The following is a 23,853-nucleotide window of genomic DNA, read 5'->3' as shown; positions in this document are numbered from 1 at the left end:
GGCCTGCGTCAGGAGACGGTGGTCTTCACCTTGATGTCACCGTTGACGATCTTCTTCTTCGCCGCGGCGAGCTGCGCCTTGATGTCGTCGATGAAGCCGCCGCTGGTGGACAGGCCGACGCCGTCCTTGGCCAGGCTGTAGCTGTTGGTGCCGGTGAGCGGGGCGTCCTTCTTGACCGACTCGACCAGGTCGTACACCGCGACGTCGACGTTCTTCAGCGCCGAGGTCAGGATCGAGTTCTTGTACTTGGCCAGCGAGCTGTCCTTGTACTGGTCGGAGTCGACACCGATCGCCCAGGTGCCCGTCTTGCCGGCCACGGCCTCGATCGCGCCGTTACCGGAGGAGCCGGCCGCCGAGTAGACGACGTCGATGTTCTTGTCGAGCATGCCCTGGGCGGCTTCCTTGCCCTTGGCGGGGTCGGCGAAGCCGGACAGGTCCGAGCCGTGCGACAGGTACTGCGAGGTGACCTTCGCCTTGGAGTTGGTGTCCTCGACGCCCTGCTCGAAGCCCGCCTGGAACTTCTTGATCAGCGGGATGTCGACACCGCCGATGAAGCCGATCTTGTTGGTCTTGGTCTTGAGCGCGGCCGCGACACCCGCCAGGTAGGAGCTCTGCTCCTCCGTGAAGAGGATGCTGTCCACGTTCTTGGCGTCGACGGCCGAGTCGACGATGCCGAAGGTGACCTTGGGGTACTTCTTGGCGGCCGCCTTCATCGCGGTCGCGTAGGAGTAGCCGACACCGATGACGGGGTTGAAGCCCGCACCGGCCAGCTGCTCGAGACGCGTCTCGCGGTCGGCGTCGGTGTCGGCGGTCTTGGCCGTGAGCTCCTTGACCTGACCGATCCCGAAGTCCGACTTGGCCTTGTCGATACCGGCGGCGGCGGAGTCGTTGAACGAGTGGTCACCACGACCACCGACGTCGTACGCGATACCGACCTTCAGCTTCCCGCTGCCGGGAGTCTCTTCCTTGGAGCTGCTGCCACAGGCGGTGGCAGTGAGCGCGAGAGCCGCAGATGCGATTCCCGCGGCGGCGATCTTGGTTACCCGGCGCAAGAGGGTACCCTTTCAACTCGAAAGCGCCCCGTCCGGCGCTGGCTTAACCCGGAGCTTAACGCGCGTAGATGTCAGGTAAAGGGGGGTTGACTACCCGTTATCGGATCGACGCATTTCGGCCAGGTGAACCGCCCGCGCCCGGGCGGTCACCCAACGTCGGCCCCGTCCTCAGACCAGCGACGCAGCCGCGGTGAACAGTTCCACCCCGACCTGGATCGCGCCCTCGTCCACATCGAAGTCGCCCTGGTGGAGGTCGCGCCTGGCGGTGTCCCCCACCGGCCGTACGCCCAGCCGGGCGAGCGCCCCGGGCACCTGCTCCAGATACCAGGAGAAGTCCTCGCCGCCGAGGCTCTGCTCGGTGTCCTCGACGCTGTGCGCGCCCCGGCGGGCCGTCATCGCGTCCCGCAGCAGCTCGGTGGAGTCCGCCTCGTTGACCACCGGCGGCACACCCCGGTGGTACGTCAGCTCCCACTTGGCCCGGTACATCCCGGCGACCTGGTCGATCACCTCGTGGATCAGGTCCGGGGCCTCGCGCCAGGCGTCGAGGTCCAGGCAGCGGACCGTGCCCTCCAGCTCGGCGTGCTGCGGGATGACGTTGCAGGCGTGCCCGGCCTCGATACGGCCCCACACCACGCTCAGCCCGCTGCGCGGGTCGACCCGGCGGGCCAGGACGGCCGGCAGCTCGGTGGCCATCTTCGCGGCGGCCATCACCAGGTCGGTGGTCAGATGCGGGCGGGCCGTGTGGCCGCCCGCCCCGTCCAGCGACAGTTCCAGCCGGTCACAGGCCGAGGTGATCGGCCCCGGGCGCAGCCCGATCCTGCCGACGTCCACCTTGGGATCGCAGTGCACGGCCAGGATCCGGCCGACGCCGTCCAGCACATGGGCCTTGATGGCGTCCAGCGCCCCGCCGGGCATGACCTCCTCGGCGGGCTGGAAGACCAGCCGTACCGGCCGGGCCAGCCGGCCCTCGCGCGCCAGCTCCGCCAGCACCAGACCGGTGCCCAGCACGACCGTGGTGTGCACGTCGTGGCCGCAGGCGTGCGCCCGGCCCGGGATCGTCGAGCGGTAGTCCACGTGCTTGGTGTCCGGGATCGGCAGCCCGTCCAGATCCGCCCGCAGCGCCAGCCGGGGGCGGGCCGGGTCGCTCTCCCCGATGTCGCAGACCAGACCGGTCCCGCCGGGCAGCACCCAGGGCGTGAGCCCCGCCTGCTCCAGCCGGGCCTTGACCGCGGCCGTCGTACGGAACTCCTGCCGCCCCAGTTCCGGGTGCATGTGCAGGTCCCGCCGGAAGGCGATCAGCTCGGCGCGCAGCAGCTCCGGCAGAACACCGGGCAGGGGCAGTACGTCGGACTGCACGTCTCCCTGCGCGGACTCGGAGGGCTCGCGGGATTCGGATGGTGAGTCGTTCACCTCCGACAGGCTAGACCGCATCTGGGCTCCTGATCACTACATCGCCGTAAAATCATTCCCCGGGGAGCAGAAGAAATCGCCCGTTCGGCGCTTACCCGTCCACAGCCAGGGGTATGACCCCTATTTAATCCCCGCTTTTTCCATGGTCGCTCACGCCCCGGCCGTCCGCGACGCGGCGTGGGGCATCTCACGGCCGCGTCACGGAGCGGCGGGCCCCAGCAGCCGTCCGTACAGATCCAGCATCCCGGCGGACTGGCTCTGCCACGACCACTGACGCAGCGTGTCGGCGCGCTCGTAGGCCTTGCGGTAGCGGCGCGGATTGGTGAGGACGGCGCCGACCGCGCGTACGAAGTCCGGGGTGGAGCCGGAGCGGAAGACCTCGCCGTTGCCGAGTTCGAGGGTGGCCTTGGACATGGCGCGGGCGTCGGCGACGACGACGGGCAGGCGGGCGTGCGCGTACTCGAAGTAGCGGGCGGGCAGGGCCAGCCGGCTCGACGGGTGCTGGTGGGCGGCGACGTCGGGCAGCACCGCGATGTCGGCGGAGCGGAGGAAGGCCGGGACGGCGGCGGGCGGCACATAGGGCAGTACGTGCAGGCGGCGGGCGACGCCCAGCTCGGCGGCGCGGGCGGTGAGGGCCAGCAGATGCGGGTCGGCGGGGTCGGGGACGACGAAGGCGGCGTGCAGGTCGTAGAGCTTGGGGAGGGCCTCGACGACGGTGAGCAGGCCGCGCGAGGGGGTGACGGCACCGCTGTGGACCAGCAGCGGGACGTCCGGGGCGAGGCGGCAGGCGGCCCGCACGCCCGTCCCCGCACGCGCCCCCGGTGTCATCGGGGGCGCGGGTTCGTACGGCGGGGTGTTGAGGGCGACCGTCGGCGCGGCGGGCAGCGCGTGGCGCCGGCGCAGCTCGTCGGCGTAGGACTCGGCGACGGTGACGACACCGTCGGCGAGCGGGGCGTAGGCACGTTCGTGGGTGTCGCGGGCGGTGGCCTCGCGGTGCGGGACGACCCGCCGGGGCAGGGCGTCCCAGATCACCTCGATACGGTGCCCGGCGCCCTCGGCGCGGTAGGCGGCGCGCACCGCGACCCCCAGGGCGCGATGGCCGAGGGCGTGGACGAGATGCGGGCGCAGCCCGTCCAGCACCGGGCCGTACGCGAGCTCCAGGTCCAGCAGCAGCGGGTCGAGCCGGCGCCAGGCCGAGGTGCCGCGCAGCAGCCGGGTCAGCGTGGTCACCGCGTCGGCCGCCGGGCCGCCGGGCCCGGTCCGGCTCCGCAGGGCGGCCCGGTACTGGGCGGACCTGGCGGCGGTCCAGTACCGGCGCACCGCCTGCACCAGGCGGGCGCAGGCGTGGCCGGCCCGGGCGGCGGCCTTCAGGGGCAGCGGGCGGTGCACGATGTCCAGTTCGGCGCCGCGGGTGGCGATGAACGCCGCCCGCACGGTCAGCCGCGCGTTGCGGTACTCGTACGACTCGGCGCTGCGGTAGGCCAGCGGCCGGAGCGGGCCGGGACGGGGGTGGCGCTGCCGGTGCAGACGCAGCACCTCGGCGACGGGGACCCGCAGGACGCGCACACCGGGCGGGGGTTCGCCCTCACCGGGACGGCCGATGAGGGTCACCTCGTAACCGGCGTCGGCGGCCGCGGCGGCCACCCGGTGGGCGCGGGAGTCGCCGTCGATGGTGCTGTCGGCCAGGACGGCGACGCGGTGGACCATACGGTCAGCCAACCGCAGCCGGACCGCAGCCGGGTGAGCGGTCGGTGACCGCGCGATTGCGCGGGGTCGAACGGGCGGGGTCGGCGGGTGCGCGCGTACCGGCTCGCGCCCTCACGAGAACCCCGGACGTGCCGCGCGTGTCAGGTGCGGGCCGTCTGCGTGATGGAGGCCAGGAACCCCTGGGCGCGGGGCGAGGCGCCGGCGGTGAGCCAGGAGGGGTCCACCTCGCAGGGGATGATGCGCACCCCGGTGCCCTGGAGGGCCGTCGGCAGGGTGTGCAGGACGGTGGAGGGGAAGCTCAGCACCGTATGGCCGATGGGGCCGCGGCGGGCGACGAGTTCCAGCGGCAGGTCGGGGCGGACGATCTCCAGGCCGGTGGCGGCGGCCAGGGCGCGCAGCTTGTCGGGGCTCTCGCGGCGGTGGGCGAAGTAGCGGGCGGCGCCGTGCTCGGCGGCGAGCGCCGCGACGGCGGTGAGGTAACGGTCGGGGTCCACGACCCCGGTCTCGACCAGCGACGTTCCGACGATGTCGGTACCGGCGCTGATGATGGGCGGCCCGAAGCGGGCCCTGGTCCAGGCGAAGCGGTTGACCCGCAGCGTCATGCCGGGCGGCGGTGTGGCGGGCATCGCGCTGAACAGCTCGACCTCGCGGTCGCGTCCCGGGCTGAGCCGGCGCCGGGCGGCGGAGGCGAACATTCCGAAGGCGGCGTCGGCGGGCGAGACGCGCCGGCCGCTGCGGTGCCAGCGGACGAGGCGGGCACCCCGGGCGAGCAGATCGGTGAACTCCATGGTGGCCGTGCCGTCGTCGACGACCGTGATCTCCCGGGCCCGGCTCAGCGGCAGCAGCAGCTGGACGAGGCGCGAGAACGGGTCCCCGACGGCGATCCGGCGGGCCGCGCGCAGGGCCGGGCGCAGTCCGGCGACGGTACGCGGCAGCGACCCCCGGCCGGTCCGTGCCTCGCACCAGCGCACGGTGTGCCCCTCGTCCACGGCCAGTTCGGCCATCCGGCGCAACTGGCCCCGGGTCATGGGGTCGCGCGGGGACAGTACGACGACGGTGAGAGCGCGGCCCCCCGGTCCCGCCGGTTGCGAACCGGCGGGGTCCGGGGGCCGGACATGCGCCCACTCCAGCACGTTGAGAAGCTGAACGGGGCTCTCCACGAGTGCCAGAGTGGCGCTGTCGCTCATGTCCGTCAGGCCGAGACCGGCTCGCGCTCGCCGGCGGCGGCAGCCTCGGCGGCCTCGCGCTCGGCGATGATGCCGGGGACGCGGCGGAGCTTCTTCATGGGGCCGAGTTCGCCGTCGTAGACCTTCTTGACGCCGTCGCCGAGGGCGGACTCGATGATGCGGATGTCGCGGACCAGGCGGTCCAGGCCCTGGGGTTCGACGGAGGCGGCCTGGTCGGAGCCCCAGTTGGCGCGGTCCAGGGTGATGTGACGCTCGACGAAGACGGCGCCGAGGGCGACCGCGGCCAGCGTGGTCTGCAGACCGATCTCGTGACCGGAGTAACCCACCGGGACGTTGGGGAACTCGCGCTGCAGCGTGTTGATCATCCGCAGGTTGAGCTCTTCGTTCTTGGCCGGGTAGGTCGAGGTGGCGTGGCAGAGAATGATGTTGTCGCTGCCCAGGACCTCCACCGCGTGGCGGATCTGCTTCATGGTGGACATCCCGGTGGACAGGATGACGGTCTTGCCGGTGGCGCGCAGCGCGCGCAGCAGTTCGTCGTCGGTGAGGGAGGCCGAGGCCACCTTGTGGACGCGGATGTTGTCGAACTTCTCCAGGAAGGCGACGGCCTCGACGTCCCACGGGGAGGCGAACCAGTCGATGCCCTTCTTGGTGCAGTACTCGTCGATGGCGCGGTAGTCGTCCTCACCGAACTCCACCTTGTGGCGGTAGTCGATGTAGGTCATGCGGCCCCAGGGGGTGTCGCGCTCGATGTCCCACTGGTCGCGGGGGGTGCAGATCTCGGGGGTGCGCTTCTGGAACTTGACGGCGTCGGCGCCGGCCACGACGGCCGCGTCGATCAGCGCGAAGGCGTCCTCAAGGCTGCCGTTGTGGTTGATCCCGATCTCGCCGGTGACGTAGACGGGCTGGCCGGTGCCGACGAGACGGTCGCCGATCGGGCGGAGGCGGGCGGTGTTGGTGGTCACTGGGAGAGTTCCCTTCGAGGGGTGCGGGAGAGGGAGGGGCCGAGAATCCAGGCGGCGATCTCGCGGATCGCGCCGTGCCCTCCGGGCGTTGCGGTGATGGAACGGGCCAGGCCCTTGACGATGTCGTGGGCGTTCGCGACGGCTGTGGGCCAGCCGACGAGCTCGAAGCAGCCGAGGTCGTTGACGTCGTTGCCGACGTAGAGGACCCGCTGCGGGTCGATGCCCTCTTCCTCGCACCACTGCTTGAGTGCGAGGTCCTTGCGGTCGATGCCGTGCAGTACGGGAACCCGCAGCTTGCGGGCGCGCGCGGCGACGACCGGGTTGGTCTCGGTGGACAGGATCAGCACCGGCAGCCCGCAGTCGCGCAGGGCGGCGATGCCGAGCCCGTCGCCGCGGTGCACGGCGACCGTCTCGTGTCCATCGGAGTCGACCAGCACCGTGTCGTCGGTCTGGGTGCCGTCGAAGTCGAGTACCACCGCGTCGATGTCGTCGCGGGTGGGGAGTGCGTCGGTGCGCGTGGCGTCCACGAGCGGGGCCAGCGCGCGGGCCCTTGCCAGGTCGTCCGGCTCGTCGATCTCCAGCACCCGGGCCGGGTCGGTACGTACGAGCGCGGTGCGGCCGAAGAAACGGTGGCCGCGCTCGCGGAAGCCTTCGGCGCGCATGGCGTAGGCGGTGCCGGTCTCCAGGAACTCCTGCGGGCGGTCCTGGCGGCGGGGGCGGGAGGACTTGTCGTGGTTGACGCCGTGGCTGTCGGGGCCGGGACTGTCAGGGCCGGGGCCGTCGGTGCTCCCGGGGCTCTCGCGCCACACGAAGCCGTGGAAGGGGGCGACGGTGTGCGCGGTGTCGGCGCCGTCCTCCAGCACCGCGGCGGCGACCCCCTCGATGTCCTCGGGGGTGATGAACGGGCTGGTGCACTGTACGAGCAGCACCACGTCGACCGGGGCCCCGTGCCGGGCCTCGTGCTCGTCCATCGCGTGCAGCACCGCGGCCTCACTGGTCGCGGTGTCCCCCGCGATCGCGGCCGGCCGCAACACCACCTCCGCGCCGGCCGAACGAGCCGACTGAGCGATCGCCGGATCATCGGTGGAGACCACCACATCGGTCACCAACCGCGCCTCACGGCACGCCCGCACCGCCCGCGCCACCAACGGCACCCCGCCAACAGGCGCCAGATTCTTGCCCGGCACACCCTTCGAACCACCCCGCGCCGGAATCACGGCAAGAACGCGGGTCTCGGGTCGGTGGTCGGTCACAGCTGCCCCCAGCGGCGGATCAGGGGCGCGACGCGCTGCACGCCCTGTCGGTAGACGGTTCGGGCGGCCCCGCGCACCGCACGGCGCAGGGCACCGGGTACGGCGCTCCCGGCCCGGGAGCCGGCGGCGGAACCGGTCAACGGGTCGCCACGGTGGTCGAGTCCGTGCCGGGCGAGCAGACCGGGCAGGTAGCCGGGCGCGACGGCGGGCGTGTAGTAGGGGGTGAGGGGCGGCAGTCCGGCCGCCCCGGCCAGGGCGTGCACCCGGTCGCGTACGGCGGCGAAGCGGTGCCGGCCGGCGACGCCGTGCGCGCGGGCCCACTGCGGGTCGGCGAGCGGCACATGCCCCGCGTCGAGCCGGTCCCAGGAGGCGTAGGCGCCCGAGCCGAGGAAGTGGTGGTTGCCGAGCGGCTCGCGGATGCCGAGGTCGGTGAGGATCGCGGCCGGGACGGCGCGGTGCATGGCCTCCAGGGCGGCCGTGGAACTGACCGTGACCAGCAGGTCGGTGCGGTCCAGGACCTCGCCCATGTTCCCGTGGACCAGCCTGAGGTTGGCCGGGGCGGGCGGATCGAGCCGGGCGACCAGCTTCTGGTAGGGCTGTTCCTCGATGTGGGTGGTCTGCTCGCCTGGCTCGCTGCGCAGCTTGACCAGCACCTCGCGCCCGGGGTGCGAGCGGGCGTGCTCGGCGGCGCGGCGCAGCAGGTACATCCGGTCCCGGCGGTTGTCCGGCACGGAGGGCTGCGTGGCGAAGACCACGGTGAACGGCCGGTCCGGGGACGGCGCATACGGCGCGCCGTCCAGGAAGGGCAGCGCGGTCTCCACGACGCTGCCGGCCGCCGCGTCCGCGTCGGCGCCCTCGTACACCGCGCGGAAGCGCTGTGCGTCGTGCGCGCTGTTGGCCAGGACCAGGTCGGCGCCGGCCCGCAGCAGCAGGCCGTCGGTGAGCTTCTCGTAGACGGCGCCGACGTACCCGGTGACGACCACCGGGCGGCGGGCGGCGCCGCGCCAGGCACGGGACAGGCCGTGCAGCATCGCCTGGACGGTGCCGCCGACGCAGGCGAGGACCACCACGTCGGCGGTGTCGCGGGTGGTCTCGCCCAGGAACTCCGCCGCCGTGACCTCGCGCAGCGAGTCGGCGTCGATGCCGACCTCGGCGAGCTGGCGCGGGGTCGGGGTGGCCCGGCCGCGCAGCAGCCGCCCGTCGAGCCGGACACCGGACGCGGGGCCGGAGGCGGGGACGGGGACTATACGACGAGCCGTCAGCGCACCCCATTTCCAGCGGGTGTCCGAATCGGCGAGGACGGTGACCCGGAGCGGGCCGGCGGTACTTTCTGGCACGTCCCAGACGCTAGGAATCAATTCCGAGCGGGCGCCATACGCAAGAACAACGGCGGGTTAACAACGAACCGCCGAATGGCCAACCCGGCCGCATACGGAGCCTATTCATGATGCAGCCATCCCCCGTTCATCTCGAAGTTCGTGGCAGGCCGACGCCACAGGCTTCCTCCCTCATAAAGTGAGGAAGGTGGTAAAGCTCTCCGTAATCGTGCCGTTCTACAATGTTCAGACCTTCGCACCGGACACTCTGAGAAGTCTGTGCGCGAACACCCGATCGGATTTCGAATTCATCCTTGTCGACGACTGCTCGACAGATGAGACACCGAATATCCTGGAGCGGGAAACTCCCCGTCTCCCCGGTGCGCGGCTCATCTCCCGCGCCGGAAACGGCGGTCTGGCCGACGCCCGCAACACCGGAATCGACGCGGCACGCGGCACCTACCTGACCTTCCTCGACGGGGACGACTGGATCGCCGAGGGCCATCTGAGCGCGCTCCTCGACTCGATCGAGTCCCTCGGCACCGACTTCGTCCGCACCGACCATGTCGTCTCCACCGGCCGCAGGCGCACCATCGCCCGCGTCCCGCAGGGCCGCCGCGGCGTCGCCCTCGACCCGCGCGAGGCGATCCTGCCCGCCGACCGCTCGACCTGCGTGGACTACCCGTACGCCTGGGCCGGGATCTACCACCGGCGGCTGGCCGACGCCGGTCTGCTGCACTTCCCCGGCGGCCTGCGCACCGCCGAGGACCGGCCGTGGATCTGGCGGCTGCACCGGGAGGCGAGGTCCTTCGCGGTCGTCGGCCTGCTCGGGGTGTTCTACCGGCGCGGGGTCGCCACCTCGCTCACCCAGATCGGCGACATCCGCCAGCTGGACTTCATCCGCTCCTTCGACCAGGTGCTGGCCGAGACCGCCGCCGACCCGGAGGCGGACCGCTTCCTGCCCAAGGCGGTCCGTACGTACTGCGCGATCATCTCCCACCACCTCGGCTCCATCGAGCGTTTCGAGCCGCCGGTCGCGCGCCGGCTCAAGTCGCTGAGTGCCGCCGCGCTGCGGGCGATGCCGCAGGACGTCCTGGCCCAGGCCCTGGACGCGATGGACCGGGAACGCGGCGCGCGGCTGCGCCGGCTGCGGCGCCGGCCGTCGGGGGTGGGGGCCTGATGCCGGGGCGCACGCAGATCTTCCTGGCGTCCACGCTGTACGGCGCCGCCACCCTGGCCGCCGCCCTGGACGCGGACCGGTTCGGCCCCGCCGGCCGGCGGCTGCTGCTGGTCAGCAACAACGCCGCCGTGCCCGAGACCACCCCGGCGCTGGACACCGCCCCCGGCTTCGCGGCGCTGCGCGGCCGCTTCGACGGCGTACTGTCCTGGAACGCGGCCGTCGCCCCGCTGCACCCCGGCGGCTGGTCCCCGCGCAACGAGGACGTGCCGCTGTGGGAGCGGCAGTTGCGCCGGCTGTGGTACCTCGGCGACGACGAGCTGGAACTGATCGTGGAGTCCGTCCACGTCGAACCCGCCCTCGCGCTCGTCGCCGTCTTCCCGTCGGCGGCGGTCGACGTCTACGCCGACGGGCTCATGTCGTACGGCCCCACGCGCAACAGGCTGGATCCGCTGGTCACCACCCGGATCAACCGGCTGCTCCACCTGGATCTGGTGCCCGGCCTGCGCCCGCTGCTGCTGTCGGAGTACGGGGTCGGGGCGGAGGTCGTGCCCACGGCTGCCTTCACCCGCGTACTGGCCGAACTGGCCGCCGCCTGCGGGCCGTCGGCGCTCCCGGGGCCCACGACGCGGCCCACGATGCCCGCGAACGCCGCCCTGTTGCTCGGGCAGTACCTGTCGGCGCTCGGCATCCTCACCCCGGGGGAGGAGGAAGAGCTGCACCTGCGCATGCTGCGCGGCGCGGTCGCGCGAGGGCACCGCGAGATCGCCTTCAAGCCCCACCCGTCGGCGCCCGCCCACGGAACCCGGCCGCTGGAGCGGGAGGCCGCCGCGCTCGGTGTGTCGCTCACCGTCCTCGACGCGCCCGTGCTCGCCGAGGTCCTCTACCAGCGGGCCCGGCCGGCCCTGGTCGTCGGCTGCTTCTCCACCGCGCTGCTCACCGCGTCGACCCTCTACGGGATCCCCGTCGCCCGCACCGGCACCGGGCTGCTCCTGGACCGTCTCACCCCGTACCAGAACAGCAACCGCGTGCCCGTCACCCTGGTCGACGCGCTCCTCCCCGATCTCGACGGCCCCGGCCCGGCAGCCGCGCCGCCCGACCTCGGCTCCCTGCTACGGGCGGTTGGATACTGTATGCAGTCGACCGCATACCCCCACCTGCGCGACGAGGCCGTCGACTACCTCACCGCGGCCCTCGGCACCGGCTCCTGGCGCTACTTCAAACGCCGCCGCCTCACCGCCCTCGCCCTCCCCGGCGCCGTCCCCGCCCCGCTCGCCTTCATCCCCCGCCACCCCGCCGTCCGCCGGGTCGCCCGGCGCGCCCTGGCCTTCAGCCGGGCCGCCCTGGGCTGATCCGCCCCGGTGCCAGAGTCACCCCGATACCGGCCACCACCACCCGCAGACCCACCTCGAAACGCTCCTCGTAACCACTGAACATCCCCGACCGGTCCCCCGCGTCGTACCGCGGATCACGCTCCCCCGGCACCGGCTCCACCGCCTGCTCCTCGATCACGAACCCGATCGTGAACGAGTAGGCGGTGAAGTAGGCGTTGACGGCGTCGGCATGGGTGAAGCCCTGCTCCACGAAGGCGCCGAGGATGGTCTCCAGGGGGGCGAGATGGCTCTCGTCGGTGAGGTGGGTGCCGCTGAAGACCTTGGCGCCGTCGCGGTAGCCGAGCAGGGTGCGGCGGGCCCGGCGGCAGGCGTCGGTGATCCAGTCCTGCCAGGCCGTGCCGCCGGCCTCGGCCTGCCCGGCCATCGGCAGGAGCATGTCGCGCAGCATGCGGGTGGCCATCTCGTCGAGCAGGGCCTGCTTGTTGCCGAAGTGCCAGTAGAGGGCCGGGGCCTGGACGTCGAGGCCCTTGGCCAGCCGCCGCAGGGTCAGGCCCTCCAGCCCTTCTTCGTTGAGCAGCCGCAGGGCCGTCTCCACGATCGTCTCGCGGTCGAGTCTGGTCGCCACAACCACTCCCTTGACAATTTAACGGCGTTAAGGCCATGCTCTCACACATGGAACTTAACGCTGTTAAAGAGACGGATGTACTGGTGGTCGGCGCGGGCCCGACCGGCCTCGCCCTGGCGGTCGACCTGGCCCGGCGCGGCGTGCGGGCGCGGGTCGTGGAGAAGGCGGACCGGCTCTTCCCGGGCTCGCGCGGCAAGGGACTGCAGCCGCGCAGCCAGGAGGTGCTGGACGACCTCGGCGTGATCGGCGCGATCCACGCGGCGGGTGGCGGCTATCCCGTCACCCAGGTCTGGAAGGACGGCAGACCGGCCGAGGAGTGGGACATGTTCGAGAGGTTCCCGCCCACCCCGCACGCCCCGTACGGCGAGGTGTGGATGATCCCCCAGTGGCGCACCCAGGAGATCCTGTACGAGCGGCTGCGCGAGCTCGGCGGCAGTGTGGACTTCGGGCTCGCCCTGACCGGCCTCCGGCAGGACGACACCGGTGTGACGGCCGGCCTTTCGGACGGCTCGGCCCTGCGGGCCGGATATGTCGTGGCCGCCGACGGAGGCCGCAGCGCCGTGCGCGCAGCACTGGGTATCGCCATGACCGGCGAGACGGTGGACCCTCGTCCGATGCTGGTCGCCGACGTCCGGCTGGAGGGCCTGGACCGCGACCACACCCACTCCTGGAAGCAGCCGGCCGGCCCGGCCATCGCCTTTCCGATGGCCGGCACCGACACCTTCCAGTTCGTGGCGCTCTTTCCCGCCCCGGAGGCCGCAGCGGAGCCCGGGCCCGGGGTCGACACCTCCGCCGAGGGCGTACGGCGGCTCATCGCCGCCCGTACGCATCTGCCCGCCGAGGCCGTCCAGGAGGTGCTCTGGGCCTCCGACTTCAGGCCCCGGGCCGCCCTCGCCGACCGCTTCCGCGACGGCCGTGTCCTCCTCGCCGGTGACGCGGCCCATATCCACTCCCCGGCGGGCGGACAGGGGCTCAACACCAGCATCCAGGACGCGTACAACCTGGGCTGGAAGCTCGGCCAGGTGCTGCGGCACGGCGCGGACACCGCGCTGCTGGACAGCTACGAGGAGGAGCGGCTGCCCATCGCCGCCGGCATGCTCGGGCTCAGCACCCGCCTGCACCGCACCGGCATCAGCAGCGGGGAGCAGGTCCGGCAGCGCGGTGCCGAGACCCATCAGCTCGGCCTGGGGTACGCCGGCGGTCCGCTGAGCGTCGAGGCCCGGCCCGCGCTCGCCGAGGACGCCCTCACCGCCGGCGACCGGGCTCCCGACGCCCCGCTGGGTGACGGCGAGCGGCTGTTCGACGTGTTCCGCGGGCCGCACTTCACCCTGCTGGCGGTCGGCGGCGCGACCGTACCCGGCTCGCTGCCCACCTGGGTGCGCGTCCGGGAGACCGATGCCCCGCTGGTCCGCCAGGCCTACGGCGACGGGCTGTTCCTGATCCGTCCCGACGGCTACATAGGCCTCGCGACGGCCGACCCGGCGGACGTCGGGCCGTACGCCGCGCGCTTCACGGCGTGACGGGGCGGGCCGTCAGAAGGCGTCGGTGGGGACGTAGGTGCCCCAGACCTCGCGGAGGGCGTTGCAGACCTCGCCCACCGTCGCCCGGGCGCGCAGAGCGTCCTTCATCGGGTAGAGGACATTGGCGGTGTCCCCGTCGCTCTCGGCGGCCTTGCGCAACTCGGCGAGGGCCGCGTCCACGGCACCCTGGTCACGGCCGGCACGGAGCTTGGCCAGACGCTCGGCCTGCTGGGCCTCGATGGCCGGGTCGACCCGCAGCGGCTCGTAGGGCTCCTCCTCGTCCAGCTTGAAACGGTTGACGCCGACGACGACCCGCTCGGCGGAGTCGGTCTCCAGGGCGATGCGGTAGGCGCTGCGCTCGATCTCGCCCTTCTGGAAGCCGTGCTCGATGGCGTTGACGGCGCCCCCGAGGTCCTCGACCTTCCGCATCAGTTCCAGGGCGGCCGCCTCGACCTCGTCGGTCATCCGCTCCACGACGTAGGACCCGGCGAAGGGGTCGACGGTCGCCGTCACATCGGTCTCGTAGGCCAGCACCTGCTGCGTGCGCAGCGCGAGCCGGGCGGACTTGTCGGTGGGGAGGGCGATCGCCTCGTCGAAGGAGTTGGTGTGCAGCGACTGCGTACCGCCGAGCACCGCGGCCAGGCCCTGGACGGCCACGCGCACGAGGTTGACCTCGGGCTGCTGGGCGGTGAGCTGCACACCCGCCGTCTGGGTGTGGAAGCGCAGCATCTGGGACTTGGGGTTCTTGGCGCCGAACTCGTCGCGCATCACCCGGGCCCAGATCCGGCGCGCGGCGCGGAACTTGGCGACCTCTTCGAGGATCGTCGTCCGGGAGACGAAGAAGAAGGACAGCCGGGGCGCGAAGTCGTCGACGTCCATACCGGCGGCGACGGCCGTGCGGACGTACTCGATGCCGTCGGCCAGTGTGAAGGCGATCTCCTGCGCCGGGGAGGCACCGGCCTCGGCCATGTGGTAGCCCGAGATCGAGATGGTGTTCCACTTGGGGATCTCGGCGCGGCAGTACTTGAAGATGTCGGCGATCAGCCGGAGGGAGGGCTTGGGCGGGAAGATATAGGTCCCGCGCGCGATGTACTCCTTGAGGACATCGTTCTGGATGGTGCCGGTGAGCTTGTCGGCGCTGACGCCCTGCTCCTCGGCGACGAGCTGGTAGAGCACGAGCAGCAGCGCGGCGGGGGCGTTGATCGTCATCGACGTGGACACCTTGTCCAGCGGGATGCCGTCGAAGAGCACCTTCATGTCGTCGACGGAGTCGATGGCGACACCGACCTTGCCGACCTCGCCGCTGGAGATGGTCGCGTCGGAGTCGTGGCCCATCTGGGTGGGCAGGTCGAAGGCGACGGACAGGCCCATGGTGCCGTTGGCGATCAGCTGCTTGTAGCGGGCGTTGGACTCGGTGGCGGTGCCGAACCCGGCGTACTGGCGCATCGTCCAGGGGCGCCCGGTGTACATGGAGGGGTAGACACCCCGGGTGAAGGGGTACGCGCCCGGCTCGCCCAGCTTCTCCGCGGGCTCCCAGCCTTCGAGGGCGTCCGGGCCGTAGACCGGCTCGATGGGCAGTCCGGACTCAGACTCGCGCGCCATGGGTTCATGCCTCCCGCTCGGGCTTGCAGCGACGTTGCTACCGCTCGGTAAGAACACTGCTCTTAGCAACGGACTGTAGTGGTGGGCATGCGGCCGGTGGAGGCCCGCACGCTGGGACCTTGCTCACAGTCTGCCGCCATCTCCCGGGAACGGCGGCCCCGGGAATCGCGCCTAGGGGGATACGGGGAGATTCAGGGGGAAGACCGACGTGCCGTTCGCCCGCACCGGGAACACGGACCGGCCGGGCCGGCCGCACCGGCCGGACGGTGAGAGACGCGGGCGGGACGGGGGGAATTCGCCCCGCCCGCGTTCCTCGGAAGGACACCGGTACGCGGGCACCGTGTGTCCGTACGGCCGATGACCAGTCGGCCTACTTGTCTCAGCGCCGGGGCGGACCAAAACGTCACACCCCCGGGATTCGGGGGGCGTGACCGGGCCGGGGGGTAGTGCATGCGCCCGGTCACGCCCTTGCGCGAGTCCGTTCGGTACGGGGAGAACCCGGACCCGCTTGGCCGATGACCAGTCGGCCCAACTCATACAGCGCCCCGGTCCCGGAAAACGTCACTCGGTCATCAGTTCGTGTTCTGTTCCGGGCCGTCGGCGTGGTCGTCACCGGTCCCGGCAGCGGCTCCGGTGCCGGGACCGGAGTCGGCAGCGCCTGCGCTGCCGGCGTCGCCGGTGCCGCTGCCGGTCCGCTCGCTCTGCTGGGTGTCGTCCCGGCCGTCACCGTCCCGCGGGTCGTCCGCGTGGTGGTCCCAGGACCACCACCCGCTGTCGCCGTCCCGGCCGAGCAGGCCGGAGCAGTAGCGCCGCACCTGGCGCCTGCCACCGCCCGCCGCGCGCCGCAGCCTCCGGTATCCGCTGCCGTCGGCCGCGTAGGCCCTGCACAGTTCCGTGTCGTCCCGCGTGGCGGAGGCCGACGGGGTGGGGCTCGTCACTCCGCGCGACGCCCCGCCGGCCGGGCGCTCGCGGTCGGGGGCGGACGCGGAGGCGGACGGGCCGGGCCCCGTGGAGCCGGGGCGGGCACCGGAGCCGCTGTGGACGGGGGCGGGGCCGGACGCCCCGCCGCCGAAGGGGATCGGCAGCGCGCCGACGGCCGCGGCCACCGCGACCCCGCCCAGGGCGACCGTGGCGATCAGCGCCCCGGTGACGGCCTTGGCCGAACGGGCCAGATGGCGCAGCCCTCCGGGCCGCCAGTCGTCGGCCCGGCCGCGGTCGCGCCCGCCCGCGGTGAGCGCGCCCTCGTCGCGGGCGGCCCGGAACGCGGCGACCGCCGCCGCCTCGCGGGCCGGGTCGAGGTCGGCGGGTGCCGAGGCGGCGGCGAGCAGCCCGGCGAGAGCGGCGGCACGGCGGTCGGCCGGGTCCGGCGTGTCCGTGCCTCGGAGCAGCCGCTCCGCGGTGGCGGCGTCGGGCCAGCCGGCCTGCCGGCCGGGTTGCCGGTCGGGTCCTCGGTAATCGCTCATCTCATGTCCTCAAGCGCGTCAGATACCGAAAACGTCACACGTGACGGGCCCCCGTCGGATTCCAGCAGTTCAGCCAGCCTGCGCAGCCCGCGGCTGGTCGCCATCCGGGTCGCGCCGGGCCGCTTGCCCAGCACCTCGGCGGCGCTCTTGGCGTCCAGGCCCATCACCACCCGCAGCAGTACGGCCTCGGCCTGGTCCCTGGGCAGCGACGCGATCGCGGCCAGCGCCCGCCCGGTGCCCAGTGCCGTGACCGCCTCCTCCGCCGTGTCCTCGCCGGCGGGCCGGTCGAGCAGTTCCTCGACGCCGACGGCCGATATCGGGCGGCGCCCGGCGGCCCGCAGATGGTCCAGGGCCCGGTTGCGGGCGATCCTGGCCGTCCAGCCCCGGACGCCGTCCGCGTCCCCCCGGAAGGACCTCAGGTCGCGGGCTATCTGGAGCCACGCCTCGGACGCCACGTCCTCGGCGTCCCAGACGCCGACGAAACCGCGTACGTACTGGAGCAACTGCGGCTGCACCGACCGGTACAGGAGCCGGAAGGCTTCCTCATCCCCCTCTTGCGCCGCGCGCACCGCGGTCGCCAGATCCACGTCTCGGTACCCCCCTTGCACAGCGCCCATCTTGCACCATGGGTCACAGGCTCAGGAAAGCAGTCGGGCCAGCCGCTTGAGGCCCCGGTACGAGGCCGTGCGCACCGCCCCGGGCCGTTTGCCCAGTACCCGGGCGGCCGAGGCGCCGTCCAGGCCGATGACCACCCGCAGCAGCACGGCCTCGGCCTGGTCCGGTGGAAGGGTGGCGATCAGGGCCAGGGCGTGTTCGGTGGACAGGTTCTCCAGGGCCCGCGCCGCGGTGTCGTCGGCGCCGGGCAGGCCGAGGACGTCCTGCTCGGTGAGGGAGGCCCGGGGGCGCGAGCGCTGCCGGCGCAGATGGTCCAGGGCCCGGTGCCGGGCGACGGTCGCGGCCCAGCCCCGGAATCCGGCGCCGTCGCCCCGGAAGCGGCCGAGGTCGCGGGCGATCTCCAGCCAGGTCTCGGAGACCACGTCCTCGGCGTCGGCCGGCCCGACGATGGTGCGTACATAACCCAGCAGCAGCGGGTCGACCAGCCGGTACGCCACGGTGAACGCGGCCTCGTCCCCTCCCTGGGCCCGTTCCACCGCCGCCGCGAGTTCCGCGTCGTCGTCCTTGGGTGAACGCCGCCCCCGGCTCCTGTCCACGACGTCTCCCCGCCTCAAGGGCACCCCCACCCACTCCCCCGACTTCTACAGCGTGGAATCGAACAGATCTGTCACACCCTGACGGTGTGACACTTCCGGTGGCCTTGGCGCTGTACCTGACAGGACGGCCGGGGACACTCCTGTGGGGGGAGGTGGACCCCGGCCGCCCATTCAGCCCGCCCGGTCGGCCAGGGACTTGAAGTCGGTCCAGCTCAGCGCCGGGCGCCGCGGGTCCCAGGTCTTCTGGGCGAGGGCCCGCAGCGGCAACCGGATGCCGGCCGCGATCTGGGCCTGGGTCTGGGCGGAGGCGTGGTCGCACCAGATGGCGAGACGGCCGCCGAGGATGCGGTCGGCGCCCGCGAGCGCGGCGGGGACGGTGCGGTCGCGGTAGACCATGGCGGGGGTCCAGTCCTCGTAGATGCCCTGGCCGGTGGGGTAGGGGAAGGCGGCCGGGCCGCCGAGAACGTAGTAGAGGTACCAGGAGTTGAGATTGACCAGCCGGCCGCCCCGGCTGAGATAGGCCTCCGGCGGGGGGCCGCGCTGGACGTTGCTGGACCAGTAGTCGACCTCGCGGCCCGCGTCGGGCCGGCTGCGGGGACTGCCGAAGAAGCCGTCGTTCCAGGCCGTGGTGCTCTTGCCGTAGCGGCGCAGCAGGGCCGCCCGGTCGTTGAGCCAGGCGGTCACGGCGTCGGTGACGGTGCCCCGGGGGCCGAAGCGGCCGCGGGCGTAGGCGGCCAGCCGCGGGAAGGACTTCTGCGGGTCGGCCACGGTCAGGGCGCCGTACTCGTCGCCGCCGAGGTGCCAGTACGGTCCCGGGAAGAGCGGCACGTACTCCTTGATCAGGTCGTCCAGCAGGGTCGCGGAGCCGGGCCGGGAGATGTCGAGGGCTCCGGTGACCGGCGTGCCGGAGGCGTCGCGCAACTGGAGCGAGGGGTGGGCGGCGAGCACCGCTCCGAGGTGTCCCGGGCTGTCGATCTCGGGGATCACGGTGATGTGGCGGCGGGCGGCGAGGGCCACGACCGCGCGGATGTCGGCCTTGCCGAGGTGGCGGGCCGAGACCACCTCGGGGTGACTGCCGCTCTCGATGCGGAAGCCCTGGTTGTCGCTGAGGTGCAGATGGAGTTCGTTGAGCTTGAGGTCGCTCATGTCCCGGATCCGCGCCTCCAGCCAGCCCCGGGTGAAGTACTTGCGGCCGACGTCCACCATCAGCCCGCGCCGGGGCCGGTCGGGCCGGTCCCGGATCAGGCCGGCCGGCAGGCCGCCGCCGACCCGCAGTGCCTGCAGGAGGGTGCGGGTGCCGTAGAACACACCGGCGTCGGTGGTGCCGCGCACGGTGACACCGGCGGCCGAGCTGGTCATGTCGTACGCCTCGGGGTTCGCGTTAACCCGTTCGAGTGAAAGTGAGACGTCGCCGGGCCGGGCCGGGCCGTCCGCGTAGGGCAGGTTCAGCTCGGAGGCGAGCAGCCGCGCCTCGTCCTCGACGGTGCTGCCGACAGGGGCGACGACCCGGGTGGCGCCGGTGGGCCGCCAGGCCACACCGGCCGTGGGAGTGAAGGCACGCACGGCCGGTATGGACGGGATGGCGGTCGCCGCGGCGGTGGCCGCGCTGACGGGCTCGGGTGCGAACACGGTCGCGGCGAACGACACCACTGCGGTGACGGATGCGAGCTTTGACCATGAATGCACCATGCGTAGACGCTAAGCCGGAACAACAAGCGGCGCCTTTCGCCCACGTAAGGGTGAAAATCGCGCATCCGTCGGACAGTGGCGATCGGCCGTCGATACGGTGTCCGAACCACTCGCTTCACAGCCGTCCCACAGGAGCCCCCCGCTGTCCGCCGACCCGCCGTTCCCGTCCCAGTCCCGTGGCGGCCCGGACCGGCCCTCAGGCCTCACCCGTCTCAACGACGCACCACCCGACGCCGCCGAGGCCGCACTGCTGGCCTGCTGCGGCAGCGTGCGCTGGGCCCGCCGCGTCGCGGCGCACCGGCCGTACCCCGACACCGGTTCGCTGCTGGCCGGCGCCGACGAGGCCGCGTACGACCTCACCCCCGCCGACCTGGGCGAAGCCCTGGCCGCCGAGGCCGCGGCGACCGCGCCGCTGCCGCCCCGGGGCGGGCTGGCGGCACTCACCGCGCTGCGGGCCGCCCACGCCGCGTACGAGGCCCGATTCGGCCATGTGTTCGTCATGGCGCCGGACGGCGTGCACCCCGACGAGCTGCTGGACCACGTCCTGGCCGGCATCCGCGCCCGGCTGCTCCACGAGCCGGACGAGGAGCGCGCGACCGCGGCCGAGCAGCTGCGCCGGGTCACCCGGGCCCGGCTCACCCGGCTGGTGGCCGGGACGCACGCCATCACCAGGACGTAGCGATTCGCCACCCGAACGGTTCCCGGTCGTATGCACCCAACCGTGCGGGATCGATCACACCTGGCCGACCCCGTGGGACGGAGCCGACAACCCGTCGCTACGATGGCCAGGGCCGGTGGACCGTACCCGGCCGGGCCCGTCCGACCCCGAGAAGCCGGCAGGCCCCAAATCCGCTCCCGGAGGGTTTTCCGTGCCGGCTGGAACGCTGTACCGCGGCCGGGAAGGCATGTGGTCATGGGTGGCTCATCGAGTCACCGGTGTCCTCATTTTCTTCTTCCTGTTCGTCCATGTCCTCGACACCGCGCTTGTCCGTGTCTCCCCCGAGGATTACGACAAGGTCGTCGCGACCTACAAGACCCCCATCGTCAGCCTGCTGGAGTACGGACTGGTCGCGGCCATCCTCTTCCACGCTCTGAACGGCCTGCGTGTCATCGCCGTCGACTTCTGGTCCAAGGGCCCGAAGTACCAGAAGCAGATGCTGTGGTCCGTCGTCGGAGTCTGGGTCGTGCTGATGATCGGCGCGATCTACCCCGTCCTCGGCCACGCCGCACGAGTCCTGTTCGGGAGCTGAGCCATGACGACCGACTCCGTTGAGCTGACCTCCAGCTCCGACAGCTCCATCACCGGCTTCAGTCCGGACAACCCGGCGCCCTTCATCGAGGCCCCGCGTGCCCGCACCAAGCGCTCCCCGCGCGCGACCCGGACCAACTTCGAGCTGTACGGCTGGCTCTTCATGCGCCTGTCCGGCGTCGTGCTCGTCGTCCTGGTCCTGGGCCACCTGCTGATCCAGCTGGTGCTGGACGGCGGCGTGTCCAAGGTCGGCTTCGCCTTCGTGGCCGGCCGCTGGGCCTCGCCGTTCTGGCAGGGCTGGGACCTGATCATGCTCTGGCTGGCCATGCTGCACGGCGGCAACGGCCTGCGCACCGTGATCAACGACTACGCCGAGCGGGCGAACACCCGGTTCTGGCTCAAGACGCTGCTGTTCACGGCAACGGCGTTCACCGTACTGCTCGGCACGTTGGTGATCTTCACCTTCGACCCGAACATCCGATAGGCCAGGGCTGGGACAGGGAAGCGACCCACATGCAGATCCACAAGTACGACACCGTCATCGTCGGCGCGGGCGGCGCCGGCATGCGCGCGGCCATCGAGTCGACCAAGCGCAGCCGCACCGCCGTCCTGACGAAGCTCTACCCGACCCGCTCCCACACCGGCGCCGCCCAGGGCGGCATGGCCGCCGCCCTCGCGAACGTCGAGGAGGACAACTGGGAGTGGCACACCTTCGACACGATCAAGGGCGGTGACTACCTGGTCGACCAGGACGCCGCCGAGATCCTCGCGAAGGAGGCCATCGACGCGGTCCTGGACCTGGAGAAGATGGGCCTGCCGTTCAACCGGACGCCGCAGGGCAACATCGACCAGCGCCGCTTCGGCGGGCACACCCGCAACCACGGCGAGGCCGCCGTGCGCCGCTCGTGCTACGCCTCGGACCGCACCGGTCACATGATCCTCCAGACGCTGTACCAGAACTGCGTCAAGGAGGGCGTGGAGTTCTTCAACGAGTTCTACGTCCTGGACCTGCTGCTCGTCGAGGTGGACGGGGTGAAGCGCACCTCCGGCGTCGTCGCGTACGAGCTGGCCACCGGCGAGATCCACGTCTTCCAGGCCAAGGCCGTCATCTTCGCCTCCGGCGGCACCGGCAAGTTCTTCAAGGTGACCTCCAACGCCCACACCCTGACCGGTGACGGCCAGGCCGTGGCGTACCGGCGCGGGCTGCCGCTGGAGGACATGGAGTTCTTCCAGTTCCACCCGACGGGCATCTGGCGCATGGGCATCCTGCTGACGGAGGGCGCCCGCGGTGAGGGCGGCATCCTCCGCAACAAGGACGGCGAGCGCTTCATGGAGAAGTACGCGCCCGTCATGAAGGACCTCGCCTCCCGCGACGTCGTCTCGCGCGCCATCTACACCGAGATCCGCGAAGGCCGTGGCTGCGGCCCCGAGGGCGACCACGTCTACCTCGACCTCACCCACCTCCCGCCGGAGCAGCTGGACGCCAAGCTCCCGGACATCACCGAGTTCGCGCGGACGTACCTCGGCATCGAGCCCTACACGGACCCGATCCCGATCCAGCCGACCGCGCACTACGCCATGGGCGGCATCCCGACCAACGTCGAGGGTGAGGTCCTGTCGGACAACACCACCGTCGTCCCGGGCCTGTACGCCGCCGGCGAGGTCGCCTGCGTCTCGGTGCACGGCGCCAACCGCCTGGGCACCAACTCGCTGCTCGACATCAACGTCTTCGGGCGCCGCGCCGGAATCGGCGCCGCCGAGTACTCCGCGACGACTGACTACGTCGAGCTCCCGGAGAACCCGGCCGCGACCGTCGTCGCCCAGGTCGAGGGTCTGCGCAACTCCACCGGCAAGGAGCGGGTCGCCGACATCCGCCTCGCGCTGCAGGAGTGCATGGACAAGAACGTGATGGTCTTCCGCACCGAGCAGACCATCAAGGAAGCGGTCGAGGAGATCGCGGGCCTGCGCGAGCGCTACAAGAACGTCTCCGTGCAGGACAAGGGCCGGCGGTTCAACACCGACCTCCTCGAAGCCATCGAGCTGGGCAACCTGCTCGACCTGGCCGAGGTCATGGCCGTCTCCGCGCTGGCCCGCAAGGAGTCGCGCGGCGGTCACTACCGCGAGGACTACCCCAACCGCGACGACGTCAACTTCATGCGGCACACCATGGCGTACCGCGAGGTGGGCGCCGACGGCTCCGAGTCGATCCGTCTCGACTACAAGCCGGTCGTGCAGACCCGCTACCAGCCGATGGAGCGTAAGTACTGATGAGCACCCCGACGCTTGAGAAGCACAGCGACGCCCTGGACGCCGCCGAGGCCACCGCCTCCCACAACATCACCGTCACGCTGCGGATCCGCCGCTTCAACTCCGAGGTCTCGGACGAGGCGAACTGGGTCGACTACCAGCTGGACATCGACCCCAAGGAGCGTGTCCTCGACGCCCTCCACAAGGTCAAGTGGGAGATCGACGGCACCCTGACCTTCCGTCGCTCCTGCGCCCACGGCATCTGCGGCTCCGACGCCATGCGCATCAACGGCCGCAACCGCCTCGCGTGCAAGACCCTGATCAAGGACCTCAACCCCGCGAAGCCGATCACCGTCGAGCCCATCAAGGGCCTGACCGTGCTCAAGGACCTCGTGGTCGACATGGACCCCTTCTTCCAGGCCTACCGCGACGTCATGCCCTTCCTCATCACCAAGGGCAACGAGCCGACCCGCGAGCGCCTGCAGTCCCCCGAGGACCGCGAGCGCTTCGACGACACCACCAAGTGCATCCTCTGCGCCGCGTGCACCTCCTCGTGCCCGGTGTTCTGGAACGACGGCCAGTACTTCGGCCCGGCGGCGATCGTCAACGCCCACCGCTTCATCTTCGACTCCCGCGACGAGGGCGGCGAGCAGCGGCTGGAGGTCCTCAACGACAAGGACGGCGTCTGGCGTTGCCGGACCACCTTCAACTGCACGGACGCCTGCCCGCGCGGCATCGAGGTCACCAAGGCCATCCAGGAGGTGAAGCGCGCGCTCATCACGCGTCGCTTCTGACCTGACGGTCGTCCCACGCGGTTCCCGCGGCCCCCGGCACATGTCTCACGTGCCG

The 23,853-nt window shown here is 72.0% G+C and carries 21 protein-coding genes; 8 read left to right on the top strand and 13 right to left on the bottom strand.

The features are described from left to right. Positions 1-8: 8 nt before the first annotated feature. From RWE79_RS24180 to RWE79_RS24150, 7 genes are all read right to left on the bottom strand, one after another. Positions 9-1,052: a BMP family lipoprotein gene (locus tag RWE79_RS24180; RefSeq protein WP_475942150.1), complete on the bottom strand. Its 1,044-nt coding sequence runs from the start codon at positions 1,050-1,052 to the stop codon at positions 9-11. A 168-nt stretch (positions 1,053-1,220) separates the two neighbouring features. Continuing rightward, positions 1,221-2,471, bottom strand: coding sequence for an amidohydrolase (locus RWE79_RS24175; protein ID WP_475946060.1), 1,251 nt, complete (start codon positions 2,469-2,471; stop codon positions 1,221-1,223). A 189-nt stretch (positions 2,472-2,660) separates the two neighbouring features. After that, a complete protein-coding gene (locus tag RWE79_RS24170; RefSeq protein ID WP_475942149.1) occupies positions 2,661-4,169 on the bottom strand; it encodes a glycosyltransferase in 1,509 nt (502 codons plus the stop codon). Positions 4,170-4,309: 140 nt separating this feature from the next. Beyond that, positions 4,310-5,356: a hypothetical protein gene (locus RWE79_RS24165; RefSeq protein WP_475942148.1), complete on the bottom strand. Its 1,047-nt coding sequence runs from the start codon at positions 5,354-5,356 to the stop codon at positions 4,310-4,312. 5 nt (positions 5,357-5,361) lie between these two features. Continuing rightward, entirely contained in the window at positions 5,362-6,318 is a 957-nt protein-coding gene (locus tag RWE79_RS24160; RefSeq protein ID WP_475942147.1) for an N-acetylneuraminate synthase family protein, read from the bottom strand. Continuing rightward, complete coding sequence (locus tag RWE79_RS24155; protein WP_475942146.1) at positions 6,315-7,571, bottom strand: cytidylyltransferase domain-containing protein; 1,257 nt, start codon at positions 7,569-7,571, stop codon at positions 6,315-6,317. Before RWE79_RS24155 ends, RWE79_RS24160 begins: the two co-directional genes overlap by 4 nt. After that, complete coding sequence (locus RWE79_RS24150) at positions 7,568-8,908, bottom strand: DUF6716 putative glycosyltransferase (RefSeq protein ID WP_475942145.1); 1,341 nt, start codon at positions 8,906-8,908, stop codon at positions 7,568-7,570. The genes RWE79_RS24155 and RWE79_RS24150 overlap by 4 nt, the downstream gene beginning before the upstream one ends. A gap of 187 nt (positions 8,909-9,095) precedes the next feature. Here RWE79_RS24150 and RWE79_RS24145 point away from each other — a divergent pair, with 187 nt between their 5' ends. Continuing rightward, the gene (locus RWE79_RS24145; protein ID WP_475946058.1) at positions 9,096-10,067 is read left to right on the top strand and encodes a glycosyltransferase family 2 protein; all 972 of its coding nucleotides are present in this window, start codon (positions 9,096-9,098) and stop codon (positions 10,065-10,067) included. Further along, positions 10,067-11,416, top strand: coding sequence for a polysialyltransferase family glycosyltransferase (locus RWE79_RS24140; RefSeq protein ID WP_475942144.1), 1,350 nt, complete (start codon positions 10,067-10,069; stop codon positions 11,414-11,416). The genes RWE79_RS24145 and RWE79_RS24140 overlap by 1 nt, the downstream gene beginning before the upstream one ends. Here the strand turns inward: RWE79_RS24140 and RWE79_RS24135 are convergent. Continuing rightward, a complete protein-coding gene (locus RWE79_RS24135; RefSeq protein ID WP_475942143.1) occupies positions 11,394-12,023 on the bottom strand; it encodes a TetR/AcrR family transcriptional regulator C-terminal domain-containing protein in 630 nt (209 codons plus the stop codon). The two genes, RWE79_RS24140 and RWE79_RS24135, sit on opposite strands and share 23 nt — an antisense overlap. Before the next feature lie 47 nt (positions 12,024-12,070). Between RWE79_RS24135 and RWE79_RS24130 the strand changes: the two genes are divergently transcribed. Beyond that, positions 12,071-13,543, top strand: coding sequence for an FAD-dependent monooxygenase (locus RWE79_RS24130; protein ID WP_475942142.1), 1,473 nt, complete (start codon positions 12,071-12,073; stop codon positions 13,541-13,543). A gap of 12 nt (positions 13,544-13,555) precedes the next feature. Here the strand turns inward: RWE79_RS24130 and RWE79_RS24125 are convergent, their stop codons facing one another. The 5 genes from RWE79_RS24125 to RWE79_RS24105 form a co-directional block, all read right to left on the bottom strand. After that, complete coding sequence (locus RWE79_RS24125) at positions 13,556-15,145, bottom strand: acyl-CoA mutase large subunit family protein (protein ID WP_475942141.1); 1,590 nt, start codon at positions 15,143-15,145, stop codon at positions 13,556-13,558. A 572-nt stretch (positions 15,146-15,717) separates the two neighbouring features. Continuing rightward, on the bottom strand, positions 15,718-16,608 hold the full coding sequence (locus tag RWE79_RS24120; protein ID WP_475942140.1) for a hypothetical protein: 891 nt from the start codon (positions 16,606-16,608) through the stop codon (positions 15,718-15,720). Next, positions 16,605-17,225 (bottom strand): RNA polymerase sigma factor, encoded by a 621-nt coding sequence (locus RWE79_RS24115; protein WP_475942139.1) that lies wholly within the window; start codon positions 17,223-17,225, stop codon positions 16,605-16,607. The genes RWE79_RS24120 and RWE79_RS24115 overlap by 4 nt, the downstream gene beginning before the upstream one ends. A gap of 21 nt (positions 17,226-17,246) precedes the next feature. Beyond that, positions 17,247-17,819 carry an RNA polymerase sigma factor gene (locus RWE79_RS24110; protein ID WP_475942138.1) on the bottom strand — a complete coding sequence of 191 codons (573 nt, stop codon included), beginning with the start codon at positions 17,817-17,819 and terminating at the stop codon, positions 17,247-17,249. A 171-nt stretch (positions 17,820-17,990) separates the two neighbouring features. Beyond that, entirely contained in the window at positions 17,991-19,508 is a 1,518-nt protein-coding gene (locus RWE79_RS24105) for a beta-N-acetylhexosaminidase (RefSeq protein WP_475942137.1), read from the bottom strand. Between the two features lie 97 nt (positions 19,509-19,605). Between RWE79_RS24105 and RWE79_RS24100 the strand changes: the two genes are divergently transcribed. The 5 genes from RWE79_RS24100 (at position 19,606) to RWE79_RS24080 (ending at position 23,798) form a co-directional block, all read left to right on the top strand. After that, complete coding sequence (locus tag RWE79_RS24100) at positions 19,606-20,187, top strand: 2-oxo-4-hydroxy-4-carboxy-5-ureidoimidazoline decarboxylase (protein ID WP_475942136.1); 582 nt, start codon at positions 19,606-19,608, stop codon at positions 20,185-20,187. A 190-nt stretch (positions 20,188-20,377) separates the two neighbouring features. Further along, the gene (gene sdhC / locus RWE79_RS24095; RefSeq protein WP_475942135.1) at positions 20,378-20,758 is read left to right on the top strand and encodes a succinate dehydrogenase, cytochrome b556 subunit; all 381 of its coding nucleotides are present in this window, start codon (positions 20,378-20,380) and stop codon (positions 20,756-20,758) included. Positions 20,759-20,761: 3 nt separating this feature from the next. Further along, a complete protein-coding gene (locus RWE79_RS24090; protein ID WP_475942134.1) occupies positions 20,762-21,241 on the top strand; it encodes a succinate dehydrogenase hydrophobic membrane anchor subunit in 480 nt (159 codons plus the stop codon). 29 nt (positions 21,242-21,270) lie between these two features. Beyond that, a complete protein-coding gene (gene sdhA / locus RWE79_RS24085; protein ID WP_475942133.1) occupies positions 21,271-23,025 on the top strand; it encodes a succinate dehydrogenase flavoprotein subunit in 1,755 nt (584 codons plus the stop codon). Then, on the top strand, positions 23,025-23,798 hold the full coding sequence (locus tag RWE79_RS24080; protein WP_475942132.1) for a succinate dehydrogenase iron-sulfur subunit: 774 nt from the start codon (positions 23,025-23,027) through the stop codon (positions 23,796-23,798). Before sdhA ends, RWE79_RS24080 begins: the two co-directional genes overlap by 1 nt. Positions 23,799-23,853 lie beyond the last annotated feature (55 nt).

Source organism: Streptomyces sp. RLA131, assembly GCF_056270125.1.
The sequence above is the reverse complement of the archived record's forward strand: the minus strand, read 5'-3'. Positions and strand labels throughout refer to the sequence as shown.